8 protein-coding genes are annotated in these 14224 nt (G+C 31.8%); 2 read left to right on the forward strand and 6 right to left on the reverse strand.

The window, feature by feature from the left end; translation table 11 throughout:
* Positions 1-137: 137 nt before the first annotated feature.
* Entirely contained in the window at positions 138-515 is a 378-nt protein-coding gene (locus AAC008_RS02945; RefSeq protein ID WP_339887322.1) for a regulatory protein RecX, read from the reverse strand.
* Between the two features lie 208 nt (positions 516-723).
* Here AAC008_RS02945 and AAC008_RS02950 point away from each other — a divergent pair, with 208 nt between their 5' ends.
* Positions 724-5787, forward strand: coding sequence for a GEVED domain-containing protein (locus tag AAC008_RS02950; RefSeq protein ID WP_339887323.1), 5064 nt, complete (start codon positions 724-726; stop codon positions 5785-5787).
* 66 nt (positions 5788-5853) lie between these two features.
* Here AAC008_RS02950 and AAC008_RS02955 read toward each other — a convergent pair whose 3' ends face one another.
* The 4 genes from AAC008_RS02955 to AAC008_RS02970 form a co-directional block, all read right to left on the reverse strand.
* The gene (locus tag AAC008_RS02955) at positions 5854-6297 is read right to left on the reverse strand and encodes a hypothetical protein (RefSeq protein WP_339887324.1); all 444 of its coding nucleotides are present in this window, start codon (positions 6295-6297) and stop codon (positions 5854-5856) included.
* Between the two features lie 74 nt (positions 6298-6371).
* Positions 6372-7664 (reverse strand): HTTM domain-containing protein, encoded by a 1293-nt coding sequence (locus AAC008_RS02960; protein ID WP_339887326.1) that lies wholly within the window; start codon positions 7662-7664, stop codon positions 6372-6374.
* Positions 7664-8596, reverse strand: coding sequence for a bifunctional riboflavin kinase/FAD synthetase (locus tag AAC008_RS02965; protein ID WP_339887327.1), 933 nt, complete (start codon positions 8594-8596; stop codon positions 7664-7666). Before AAC008_RS02965 ends, AAC008_RS02960 begins: the two co-directional genes overlap by 1 nt.
* A gap of 97 nt (positions 8597-8693) precedes the next feature.
* Complete coding sequence (locus AAC008_RS02970; RefSeq protein ID WP_339887328.1) at positions 8694-10748, reverse strand: M43 family zinc metalloprotease; 2055 nt, start codon at positions 10746-10748, stop codon at positions 8694-8696.
* A gap of 138 nt (positions 10749-10886) precedes the next feature.
* On the opposite strand from AAC008_RS02970, the gene AAC008_RS02975 reads away from it, so the two are divergent.
* Positions 10887-13595, forward strand: a complete 2709-nt coding sequence (locus AAC008_RS02975; RefSeq protein ID WP_339887330.1) for a reprolysin-like metallopeptidase — start codon at positions 10887-10889, stop codon at positions 13593-13595.
* Positions 13596-13647: 52 nt separating this feature from the next.
* Here the strand turns inward: AAC008_RS02975 and pth are convergent, their stop codons facing one another.
* Positions 13648-14214 (reverse strand): aminoacyl-tRNA hydrolase, encoded by a 567-nt coding sequence (gene pth, locus AAC008_RS02980; RefSeq protein WP_339887331.1) that lies wholly within the window; start codon positions 14212-14214, stop codon positions 13648-13650.
* Positions 14215-14224: the final 10 nt, after the last annotated feature.

The raw sequence follows: 14224 nt of genomic DNA on the forward strand, positions 1-14224 counted from the left end.
TTTATGATACTATTAAAGACAACATCAAATTAATCTGTAAAAAAAACTCAATTTCAAAGATTTCTTAAATTTTTTAAATCTGTGTTCCAAAAGAAAAATCAATTATCAAAATCTTTAATTTTCTCCCTTTCTCCCCATCACAATTTCTCCAGCTCTCTCACCTTTTCATATATCAAATCATTTTCCCAACCTTTTCTCATGAAATAATCACAGAATTTTTTTCTTTTTTTCATAAAGTTTGATTCTGAAATAGACTCCCAATGTTTGTTGGCTAATTCTTCAAAAGTTTCTAGATAAAGGGAATCATTAATTTCTTTTAAAGCAATTTTTATGAGGTTTGATGAAATGTTTCTTGCTTTTAATTCATTTACGATTCTAACTTTTCCCCATTTTTTATAATTGTGTTTTCCTCTGCTAAAGCTTTGGGCAAAACGTTCTTCGTTTAAAAAGTTATTTTCAATTAAATAGACCATAAGCTCCTCTTTTTCGTAAGTATTTAGTGAGAAAGAAAACATTTTTTGATACACTTCTTGGTGGCATCTGTCTTGATAAGCACAGTAGTATTCCAGCTTTTTACGTATTTCGGCGATAGAAAATGTATTTAGTCGATTATTTTGCACTTGCTGAATGATTGTTTAATAAATTCTCTATTATATAGTACTTTTGGTACTAGACACAGAGAATTTTTCCCAAAAGTATTTAATAAACCAATACAAACAAAAAATGAAGAAATTTTTACTCATTATTACTTTTCTGTGCTCAATTTTTAGTTGGGGGCAAGCTAGTCTTCCGGTAAATCGTACAACTTGGACAGGTGCTACACCAACTGGTTGGATTGATTCAGGAACAGGAAATTACACGTCATCATTTGCATGTTCAGGGAATAATGGTGGTCAGTTTGATGACACAAATGATTACTATCAAGTATTTTTTACTGGAACCCCAAACCAATTAACTTATGATATAAAAATATCAGGGTCTGCAACTAGTAGTTTGTTAGTACAAGAGTCTGCAAATGGATCAACTTGGACCACAGTAGTTAACCATACTACTTTACCTACATCATGTACAAATTATAGTTATACATTAAACTCTTTAACAAGATATGTTAGATGGACTTATAATAAAGTTGCTCAAAATGTTACAATAGATGATGTAATAATTACAACACCTCCAAATCCAAACACAATTACTACAAATACCGCTATAGCAGGTAGTCCTTTTTGTGTAACAGGTTCAACGAGCGCTTCAGTTTCAGTTCCTTTTACAAGTACAGATACTTTTACTGCGGGTAATGTATATACAGCTCAATTATCTAATACTTCGGGTAGTTTTGTTACACCAATAAACATTGGTACTTTGTCTAGTACAGCAAATTCAGGTACAATTTCAGCAACAATTCCAGCAGGAACTGCTGCAGGAACAGGATATAGAATTAGAGTAGTTTCTAGCGCACCAACTGTAATAGGTACAGATAATACAGTTAATTTAACTGTAAACTTAGCAAATGTAACCGTTGGGCCAACTGCAACACAAAATATATTTGTGTCTACAAATGGTACTTTATTAACTGCTACAGAAAACGCTGGGGCTATCAGCAGACAGTGGTATTATGGAACAGTTTCTGGAGGGCCTTATGGTACAGCAATTTCTGGAGCTACAGCTACAACTTATACACCAAACTTTGTTTCGGCAGGTACTTATTATGTGGTTTGTGTTTCAACCTATTCATGTGGAACAGTAACTTCTGGTCAAGTACGAATAAATGTATCATTACCTCCAAATGTTGTACTTAGTTCTTCAAATCCAGCTGTTGCAGCTAGTACAATTTCACAAGCAACTACAAATAACGTAATTTATAAATTTGATTTAGCTGTCACTAATTTCAATGCAGTTTTAACAGCTATTACATTTGTTACTACAGGATCAGCTGCAACTTCAAGTATTACGAATTTTAAAGCTTGGTATTCTACTGATGCAATATTTAGTAGCGCAACTGATACTTTTTTAAATAATTTAACTACAGGTTTAGGAGCTGGTTCTCATACTTTTAATGGTTTTAGTCAAACAATACCAACAGGAACTACGGGTACAATTTTTATAACTACAGATATTCCATGTGCTGCTACAGTTGGGAATACTATTATAGTAAATGCAATAACTACTGCTGATTTAACTTTTACAGCAGGTACTAAATCAGGAACTGCTTTTGCAAGTGGAACACATACCATTCAAACAGCAACGCCAAATAATGTAACAGGAGTAACAACTTCTGTTTGCGCAAATGGAACAGCAACTATAAATTGGACATCACCTGTTGGATGTAGTGACAATATATTTGTTTATGTAACCGACGGTATTTTTACTTCAGCAGTTCCAACAGGAAACGGAGGAACATATAATGCAATTACAACTTTTGGTGGTGGTACACCATTTGATGGTGGTTTTACCATTTATAAGGGAACCGGAAATTCAGTAACAGTAACCGGATTAACTAATGGAGATACCTATGTCTTTAAAGTTTTTACAAGAAATGGTTTAGTTTGGAGCAGTGGTATAACAGTTAATTGTACTCCAAATATAACGTATTGCGTTTCTGGAGCAACAAGTAATTTAGATTCTGAAATTGAAAATGTTACTTTAGTAGGGGTTAATAATTCAATTACAAATAATACGACCAATGTATGTACTAGTGGAGTTAATAATTACACAGCCATGTCAGCCGATTTACAAGTTGGTACTTCAAATACATTAACAGTAGAATTTGGAGATTGTAATGATGGGATTCAATACAATGGAGCAGGTGGTGTTTGGATAGATTGGAATAAAGACGGTGATTTTGATGATCCAGGTGAAACTATTGGAACTACTTTGTTAGCAGTTTCTGGTGGTAATATAATCCAAAATTTCACAATTAGTGTTCCTGTGTCACAACCACTAGGCTTTTTTAGAATGAGAATTGTTCAAAGAGAAGGAGGAACTTTATTAAATACGCTGCCTTGTGCAACTTTTAATTATGGTTCAATAGAAGATTATACTATTCAAGTTATAAATACATGTATTCCAACACATTCAGTTACATCATTTACACCAATCTCTGGTCCAGTTGGAACAGAAGTTGCCATAAATGGAACTGGTTTAGCAGGAGCAACTGTAAATTTCTCAGGAATTAGTGCAACTATTATATCAACAACTTCAACACAAGTAATTGCGATAATACCTTCTGGAGCAACAACCGGAAATATAACGGTTTTTGATTCTCAGCCTTGTGCAATTGTAAATACTTTTACGATAAATAAAAATGATAAATCTTCTTGTGAAGGTACATCTGTATATAATGACCTAATTTTATATGAAATTCACGATGAAGAGTCTGGAAGCGGAGGAACAATTACACTCTATAATGGAACTGCCACAACTAAAGTTTTGAGTAACTATAGAATTTATAGAGCAGGTACAGCAGTTAGTGGAACGTATAGTAATTATGCAACTTTAACAGGTTCAATAGCTCCAGGTGCAATTGGAATTATAAAGGTTACACCTTCAGACTGTGGGCCTGCCTCAACAAATGGGTCTATAAATAGTGGATTTAATGCGAATGATGGTATACAGTTAAGAAATGCTACTGGATCAATAGTAATTGACGACGTTAATGTTCCTTCCTCATCTGCTGGATATTTTATGAAAAGAGTATCAGGTGCTTACACTGCAAATAGTATTTATGTTACATCAGATTGGACATCGATATCGCTTGCTACAGGGCAATGTGCAACTGGTCTTGCAGTTTTGCCTGCAGCTTCTGGAGGCAATAGTCCATTAATAACAGCTCAACCAGCATATTCTCCAAATTGTGGGTCTGTAGTTTTAGCAACAGCTGCTACAGAAGGTTTTGCTGGGGGTTTTAGTTTAGTTTACCAATGGTATGTCAACGTACCTGGTTCTGCAACTTGGACTTTATTAACAAATTCTGGAGTTTATACAGGAGCAACAAGTGCTACGTTATCAATTTCTTCAACATCGGGTTTAAATAATTATCAATATTATTGTCAAGTTAGAGAAAATTCAGCAACATGTTTTACTGCAACAAATGCTGTAAAAATAAAAGATGATATTACTACTTGGAATGGTACAACTTGGACTTATGGAGCACCAACTTTAGCTAGAAAAGCAATTCTAAATGGAAACTATACTACAGGTACGAATGGTAATTTTGAATGTTGTACTTTAGAAGTAAATGCTACCAGAACATTAACCGTTTCAGGATCAGGTTATGTTGTTATTGATTTTAATATTATTAATAATGGTAATATTGTTGTTGAAAATAATGGAAGTATCGTTCAAATTAAAGAAACAGATACTAATATAGGAACATATACTGGAACAAAATTCCAAGTTAATAGAATAGCTCAAGCTAAAAATTTAGATTATGTGTATTGGTCTTCTCCAATAAATGGTTTTGCGGTAAGTAATTTGCCGAATAGCCATAGATTGGAATGGGATCCAACAGCTACAAATGCAAATAGTACACAAGGAAATTGGTTAGCTGCTTCAGGAAACATGATTACTAGTAAAGGATATATCGCAAGAGCTTCTAATGGGTCTGCAACAGCTGTAGCTTTACCGGTCGTTTTTCAAGGAGGAAAACCAAACAATGGTTCAGTAAGTATTGGAATTGCTAGAGGCTCTACAACAGGAATTGATGACACTTGGAACTTAATTGGAAATCCATACCCTTCAGCAATGTCTGCAAGTTCATTCGTTACAGAAAACACAAATATTGAAGGTAGTGTTAGATTATGGACACATGGTTCTGTTCCTATTAACACAAATCCAAGTCCGTTTTATCAAAATTTTGGTTATAATTATTCAGATAGTGACTATATTGTTTCAAACGGAACTGGTTCTACAACACCGGGAGCATTTGATGGAAATATTGCTTCTGGTCAAGGATTTTTTATTAGAATGTTAGAGGATGGAGAAACAGATGTTAATCCACCAACAAATACTATAACTGCTGCAAGTTCGAGTGTTATTTTTAAAAATTCGTACCGAAGAACTGCAGCTGGAGTTGTGTATGATAATTCTGCATTTTTTAGAAATAGTGAGGTAACAAATTCTACAGAAAAAAGCAGAATCTGGTTAGATTTAATTTCGCCAAACAACGAACTTTCTAGAACGTTAATTGGATATGTACCTGACGCAACTTTGGCAAAAGACAGAATGTTTGATGCTTTAATTGAGGCAGATGCATTTAAACTTTACACCTTAATTAATACTCAAAAACAAACAATTCAAGGTAGACCTGTGCCATTTGATACTAATGATCAAGTTCCAGTGGGAATGTTTGTTGAAACAGCTGGAAATTATACTGTTGCAATTGCATCAGTTGATGGGTTGTTCTCAGACGTATCACAGCATATTTATTTAGAAGATAAAGTATTAAATGTAATTCACGATTTAAGACAAGCTCCTTATATATTTGCTACAGTTGTTGGTGAGTTTAATGACAGATTTGTGTTAAGATATACAAATACAACGTTGAGTAACCAGGAATTTGAAAGTACAAATGATTTAGTAATTGTTTCTAATGAAAAGGTTTCTCTTTTAGCTTCTCAGAATATTAAATCAGTTTTGGTTTTTGATATGTTAGGAAGAAAAATTTACGAGAAAAATAATATCAATTCAACAGAAGTTGTTCTTGATAAATTGATGGCAACAAAAGAAGCGTTAATAATAAAAACTACTTTTGAAGACGGAAAAACAATTACAAAGAAAATAATATATTAATCTGAAAATATTTTAAACAAAAAAGGGATTGCAATTTTGCAATCCCTTTTTTGTTTAAAATATTTTTTAACCTTTTGGTTTTGATTCAATTCCTTTCCAATATTGCATTAATACAAAAGAACCAATTAAACTAGAAGCAATTCCTTCGAAAAACAATATACTACAATATTTAATAATGTTGTTGTCTTTACCAAAGAAGAACGTGTCAGAAAGTTTGTCTAAATATGCCTCGCCACCTTTAATGTAAATAAATATAATTAAACTAATTATACCCAAAACAATACCAATAATACCCGTCTTAAAACCTGAAAACAAATTTTCTAAGTAATCAGAATTGCCATTCTTAATTTTTGTTTTTATTGTCTGATTAATTCCAAAAAGAACAATAAAAGCATTTAAAATTCTAAGATAATTTTTATCGGCAAATCCTAATACGTCCAACACAAGAAAAAATATCCCAATGCCAAGAAAGATTAAAATTCCATTTTTAAATTCAATATTGTTTGTCATAATTTGTTGTTTTGTGTTAAATTTAAGTAAAAAAAACAAAAACACTGATAATCAATATTTAAAATTTAGTTAAATTATCTTAAAACAACCCATTCATTATGAAAAAAATAATCCCATTTAGCAACTGCGAAATCTTGTTTAGGGTCAATTAAGGTTCTGTACGGTTTTTGATTGATAGCATTTTTACATTCAATAAAAATAGAAATATTTTTACCTTTATATTCGCTTTTAATGCGTTGACAATATTGCCAAATAAAATCGGGTTTTGTACTTAAAGCATTTACTTGTTTGTAAGTTAAATTTTTATTGTAATAATAAGTAGTCGCTTGTTTAGTGTCATTTTCAATTATTTTAAATCGAATATAACCGCTTTTTTGCCTAAGCATCATTCTCCAGCTCAAACGGTGACCTTCTTCTGTAACTAATACATCACCTTTTATAAAATGATGTCTCATAGGCAATATGAATTGAATTATTAAAACTGGTATTAATAGGAATTGTAGAATATTTTTGTGCTTTAAAGAAGTTGTTTCAAGTACTACAGCTTTCTTTTTTCTAAAAAATATTTTCCTAATAATTTCTGGTTCATAGAAGAAAAGTATAAAGCCTAGTGCAAAAAAAGGAAAAATTCCGATTTGTAAGGTTATGGAGTTGAAGATATGAAATAGTAGAGAAGCTATAAATGCAATGGTTCTGGTTTTTTTAAACAATAAGAAAGGAACGATTAATAAATCAAATAAGATTCCAGCATAAGCAATAAACAAATAGAACCATTCTTTAGAAAATATATTTTTAATAAAAGGATTTTCTATTGAACCAATCAGTAAATTTTTGGTAAAAGTACCATCCAACCAATCCGGATAAAATTTAGCAATTGCAGCAAAAAAATAAACAATACTTATTTGAATGATAAACAGAAGCGAAACCCAATAAGGCATTACATCGGATTTGATTTTTGGATTCCATTTTACATCAAAAGATTTGTATTGATTGGCAGGTAAAAAACACATATAAAAGCTAATAATCAATAGTAAATAATAGTGATTATTATAAGATGTTTTTTGAGCTAGGTAAACACCAGCCCATAAAATTGTATATGAAATAATTGCAAATCTATATTTGGCACCAAGCATTATTAGAATGCCTAATATTCCCATGACTATAAAGTATAAGTACATTACATCTCCGTGTAATACTTCTAGCCATTCAAAACCTATAAAAGTAAATGTAAAATGGGTTTCAATAAAAACTCTTTTAACCCAACCTGACACTATAGCGCCAAAGCTTTCGGCAGCTACTAAAAAACCAAATAAGATTCGAAAAAGAATTAATGGAGAGTTGTCTATATTTTTATAAATATTTGGCATTATACATTTTCTAAAATGTAATTTTCCGAATATTTTTTGTCTAAATCTAATTGTTTTTTTAATTCATTTAATGAATCAAATTTTTGTTCGTCTCTAATTCGAGATAATAAATTCACGCAAATTTTCTTGGTATAAATGTCTTCATTAAAATTAAAAAAATGTATTTCAATACTTTCAGAATCACCATGAACAGTTGGGTTGTTTCCAATATTCATCATTCCAAAAATAGTTTTGTTGTCAATATTGCTAGAGACAACATAAACACCATTCTTCGGAATTAGTTTGTAGTCTTCAGAAATTTGAAGATTAGCGGTTGGGTAATTTATGGTTCTTCCAATTTTTTTTCCTTCTACAATTGTACCGAAGAAAGAATAATTATGACCCAAATAACTGGTTACTAATTCAATGTTTCCATTCAATAATGCTTTTCTGATTTTTGTAGAACTAATGGAGATATCATCAATTTCTTTTGCTGAAATTTGCTCTACTTCAAAATTATATTTTTTTCCTAAAATAATTAAATCATTTATGTCAGCGGATCTGTTTTTTCCAAATTTATGATCATAACCAATTATTATTTTGGCTAAGTTTAATTTGTCGATGAGAATTTTTTTCACAAATTCTTCTGCAGAAAGTTCAGAAAAGGTTGAGTCAAAAGGATGGATGATTAAATTATCAACACCTGTTTCTTCAATTAATTTTGATTTTTCTTCAATTGTGTTTAACAGCTGAATTTTTTCATCTTGTTTCAAAACCATCCTAGGATGAGGGAAAAAAGTAAGCAAAATACTTTCTAAGCCATTAGCATTTGCTTGTTTTACAAGTTTTTGTAGTATTTTTTGATGACCTATGTGAACACCATCAAAGGTGCCTAAAGTCAAAATACTTTTCTTGTTCTTATTGTAATCAAATATGGATTGGTATGTATTCAATTTTTGAAATTATCTTTTGCAAAAATAATGATAATAAAATAGAAAAAATAAAAAAAGGGCTGAAAACTCAGCCCTTTTAGTTTAATTAATCAAAGTATTAATTTTTGATAAATCGTAATGTTCTTTTTTCAGATTCTTTTTGAATAGTTATGAAATAAACACCACTATTTAAGCTAGAAACATCAAAAGCTAAATCACTTTCGGTAGAGATAGATTTTTTAGTTAATGTTTGTCCTAAGCTATTGTGTATTTCAATTGCGCTTGGTAATTCAGATCCAGTAGGCATACTAATGTTTAATATGTTATTTGTTGGATTTGGATATAAAGTAATTTGTTTTAAATTATTAAAATCTACTGAACTTAAAGTTCCGATGTTAAAACTTTTAGTTTGAGTAGCGGTGAAAGTCCCACCAGAAGCTACAGGTGCAGAAGCACCTCCATTTTCTGTAATTGTCCAACTTCCAGAGCCATACAAACAACATATACCATCACCATAAGAGTCATTAATAGTAAAAGTATAGCAATCGTTATTTGCTAGTGTCCATGGTTGGTTTGTTACTAATACTTGAGATACGTTCGTACCTAAATCTGTATAAGGTCCACCACTGTATAAAGTTGTTCCCGCAGAATTTTTTAAATTCCAAGTAGTTTCAGATCCATATCTATCACCAACTAAATTAAATTTTAAATTCGTAAAAGCAAAACTTTGAAGACCAGTAGGCGCTGTGAATGCAGCAGATTTTGTATTGTTACTAGCTCTTTGATCTGCCGCTCCATTTGCATTTACTATAGAAACATTAAAAGTTCCGTTAGTAGGGTTTGTTAATGGTAAATCAACAATTGCATATTTATTTGGAGCTAAACTTCCAGTCCAATTAAAACTTTGTGCTGTTCCTCCATTAAGATTATAAGTAAGAGAAGCCGATGTTAAAGTAGCAGTTCCTCTATTGTATAATGATATTTTTTGAGAAGGACCAGAACCAGTGGCACATGTTGCACTAGCGCTCGAACAATTTTTCTCAATATTTACTTCTGCATCATTTGCAAATAAAGTTATTGCAATATCTTTAGTGGATGTTTTTAAACTAGCTCTACGTGCAGAGTTGTTCATAATCACAACCATTCTGTCTTTTTGATTTTGTGTAAAAATGTTCATACAAGTATCATCTGTATAATCCATATAGTTTTCAATCATATCAACTCCGGCTGCAGGGCAACTATCTGTTCCAACAGGACAACCAAAATTTGATGAAGCCGCTGCTGGTGTGTCTGCGCAAAAATCATCCACATTACAACCACCATCTCCCCAAATATGTCTTAATCCAATCCAGTGACCTACTTCATGAGTCATAGTTCTTCCTCTGTCATAAGGAGCTTGAAAGGCACCACTTGCAAGTGCAGAACTTCCAAAAAACTTGTATCCAGCAACTACACCATCTGTATTAGCAGCTCCTCCAGATGCATTTAAGCCTCCTAAACCAGAAGCATCAGGAAATTGAGCATATCCTAATAAAGACGCGTCTGTAAAATTTACTGACCACATATTCATGTATAAAGTAGGATCCCAAAATGTTGTTGGCTTTACAGTAGAGTTAATTTCTCCAGTTGAGAATGATTCTTGACAAAGATTTTGACGATCTATTCCGTTTGTTGGATTTCCGCTTGGATCTACTTTAGCTAAGGCAAATTGAATTTGAGTATCAACACCAACAGTGTTAGTATTGTATCCAGGTGTTCCAACAATTCTTCTAAAATCTTGATTCATCACAGTAATTTGCGACTGTACTTGCTCATCTGAAATGTTTTCACTAACGCCATAAGCGTCTCCATTGTGTATAACGTGAACAACTACAGGAATTGTTATTATTCCGCCAGACTCAGAGCTTAGTGTTTGATTAGCCTTATATTCTTGAATTAAAGGAGCTAACCAAGCCTCAAATTGAGCGTCTGTTAATCTTTTTGGGTTGGTTTCTTGAAGGTATTTTTCATATTCTTCGGTAAAACACCTTACATGTCCAGTACTAGGATTGATTGACGATGCCTTGATTACTTTTCCAAATGCTGTTTTCATTTTTTCTTGACCTTGAACCAATGAAACGTTCAATAAACAAAAGAGAAATGAAAATAAATAAATTAAAGTAATTTTTTTCATAATGTATTTATAGTTTTAATTAGTAGTAAATATAAAAAAATTAATTTTATTAAACTATTTTTGCAAACTTTTAACAAATAAAGAAAGATAAATAGATTATTTTAAATTAAATTTGTGTTAACTATTAAAAAATTAATCATGAAAAAACTATTACTATTTACATTTAGTATACTTATTTCATCTAGTTTTTATGCTCAAACCAATACTAGTTGGAAATCAGCATCAAAAAAAGAGGTAACTAAAGTGAACAAAAACGTGGAAAGACAATCTTTTCCACAAGAATTTAAATTGTTTCAAACAAATGTGCAAACATTGAAGCAATTATTGCAATCTTCACCTGATAGATTTGCTGCAAAAAAATCAAATACTATAATTTCATTACCTAATATTGACGGTAATATGGAAAGATATGAGTTTTTTGAAGCTTCAAATTTTGATTCAGATTTACAAGTTCAATATCCAGACATTCGTTCTTATGTTGGAATTGGAATAGATGATAAATACGCTCAAGTTAGACTAAGTGTTGATCCAAACGGAATCCAAGCAATGGTTTTTAGAGCAGGAAAACGCAATGAATTTATAGAACAATATTCAGCTGATGGTATGGTTTATGCAGTGTATAATTCATCAAGAATAAAAGGAAATCTACCTTTTACCTGCTCTACTGTTGATCAAGAAATAATTTCTGACTTACAAGTTAATCCAAATGTTTTAAGAGCCAGTAATGGAACTTTAAAAACTTTTAGATTAGCAATGTCATGTACAGCAGAATATTCTAACTATTTTGGAGCTACAAGTGCTGCTCAATCAGGTTTAGTATTAGCTGCTTTTAATGCAACTATGACAAGGGTAAACGGAGTTTTTGAGAAAGATTTAGCAATACATATGAATATTACTGCTAACAGTACAAGTGTAATATATTACAATGCATCTACGGATCCATATTCAGCGGCTGCAGCAGGTTCTGGAGGAGCTTGGAATGGTGAATTGCAAACAACTTTAACAAATGTATTAGGTGTAACAACATATGACATTGGACATTTATTTGGTGCATCTGGAGGTGGTGGAAATGCTGGATGTATAGGTTGTGTTTGTAGTACTGATGGAAGTAAAGGAAGTGGATTTACTTCTCCAGGAGATGGAGTTCCATTAGGAGACAATTTTGACATTGATTATGTAGCTCACGAAATTGGGCACCAATTAGGAGGTAATCATACCTTCTCACATGGAACGGAAAATAATGCTGTAAATGTAGAGCCAGGTTCTGGTTCAACTATTATGGGTTATGCAGGTATTACTGGGGCAACTGATGTACAAGCACATTCTGACGATTATTTTACATATAGAAGTATTTTACAAATTCAAACAAATTTATTATCAAAGACATGTACTGTAAATACAACGATTACTCATGGAACTCCAGTTGTAAATGCAGGTAGTGATTGGACAATTCCTGTAAGTACACCATTTATATTAACAGGTTCTGCAACAGATTCTGGTGGTAATCCTTTAACTTATTGTTGGGAGCAAAATAATGATGCAACTTCTCCGGGACTTGGAGCAACAGGGTCGTTGGTTTCCCCTACAAAAACGAATGGTCCAAACTGGAGATCTAGAGATCCAGAAACAGTTCCATTTAGATATATGCCTAAAATAGGTAGTGTCTTAAACAACACATTAACTGCCGATTGGGAATCGGTAAACTCTGTTGCTAGAGTTATGATTTTTAGTTTAACAGCTAGAGACAATGTTGCCGGTGGTGGTCAAACTGGTACTGATGAAATGTTATTAACGGTTTCTGCTTCTGCAGGTCCATTTGATGTAACTTCTCAGAATACTGATCAACTTGTGTGGGCTCAAGGTTCTTCACAAATAATTACTTGGACGGTAAATAACACAACTTCTTTAGTGGGTTCTACAAATGTTGATATTTTATTATCTACAGACGGAGGTCAAACTTATACAACTACTTTAGCTTCAGGTGTGCCAAATAATGGAACATACACTATTACTGTACCAAACATCACTCAACCAAGCTGTAGAGTTATGGTAAAGCCAACGGGTAATATTTATTATGATATTAATACTAAAAATATCGCTATTGGAAACTATACTTATCAAACTCAAAATAGTTGTACAGACTATACTTTTCAAGTAGGAACACCTATCGCTGAAAATGCAGCTTCATACGCTGGTTTAGGATTTACAATTACAGATTCATTTACATTAACAGATATTAATATTAGACCAAATTTAACGCACCCAAATGCAGGAAATCTTTATTTTGGTTATAGACATCCTTCTCAAACTACTGGTGTTACTAGATTAAGTTCTGGTTCTTGTACAGGAAGTGCTAATATTAATTTACTATATGACTCTCAAGGTACTGCAGTAAACTGTGCTAATACAACTAGTATGGCTCCAACATTGCCTTTAGATCCATTTGCTCCATTTATAGGATTAAATTCTGCAGGTCAATGGGTGTTTTTCTTAACCGATGTTGTGGTTGGAGATGGGAATGTAGGTACGTTTAATGATGTTACATTTAATTTATGTAAATCAGAATTGGTACCAGTTTTAAAATCTGAAACATTTGGATTAACTGACTTTTCATTATACCCAAATCCAAACAATGGTAACTTTACAATTCAATTCTCTTCTGAGACGAGTAATGATGTAAATGTTACAGTTCATGATTTAAGAGGAAGACAAGTGTATACTAAATCTTTCCAAAATAATGGATTGTTTAATCAAGAATTAAAATTAAACAACGCTTCTTCTGGAATTTATCTTGTAACTGTTCAAGACGGAAATAGAAAAGAAGTTAAGAAAATAGTTGTTGAATAATAATAATTTTCAACACTTTAAATATAAAAAAGGATGCTTTAAGCATCCTTTTTTATTTTCCATTAAATAAATTCATGGTTTCATTTAAACCAGCTAAAACAAAAGAATTTATTATTTCATAAGATAATTCAAATCTTTCAGTTAGTTTAGATTTTTCTTCATCACTCCATTCTCCAAGGACATAGTTAACTTGCTGTCCTTTTTTAAATTCATCACTTATGCCAAATCTAAATCTAGGATATTCAGATGAATTTAATAGTAGTTGAGTATTTTTTAATCCATTATGACCTCCATCTGTTCCTTTTCCTTTTATTCTAATTGTGCCGAAAGAAAGGTTTAAATCATCTGTAATTACCAATAAATTTTCTTTAGGAATGTTTTCTTTTTCCATCCAATATTTAATGGCTTTCCCACTTAAATTCATGTAAGTGTTTGGTTTTAGTAGGTAAAGAGTTCTTCCTTTAATTTTATGCTGAGCAAGTTCTCCAAGTTTAGCGGTTTGAAACTCTACATTTTCTTTTTTTGCATAATGATTTAATATTTTGAAACCTATATTGTGCCTCGTATTTACATATTCTGAACCTATGTTTCCCAAGCCAACAATTAAAAATTTTTTCATTGGATCAATT

Source organism: uncultured Flavobacterium sp. (genome assembly GCF_963975515.1).
Classification (GTDB): Bacteria; Bacteroidota; Bacteroidia; order Flavobacteriales; family Flavobacteriaceae; genus Flavobacterium.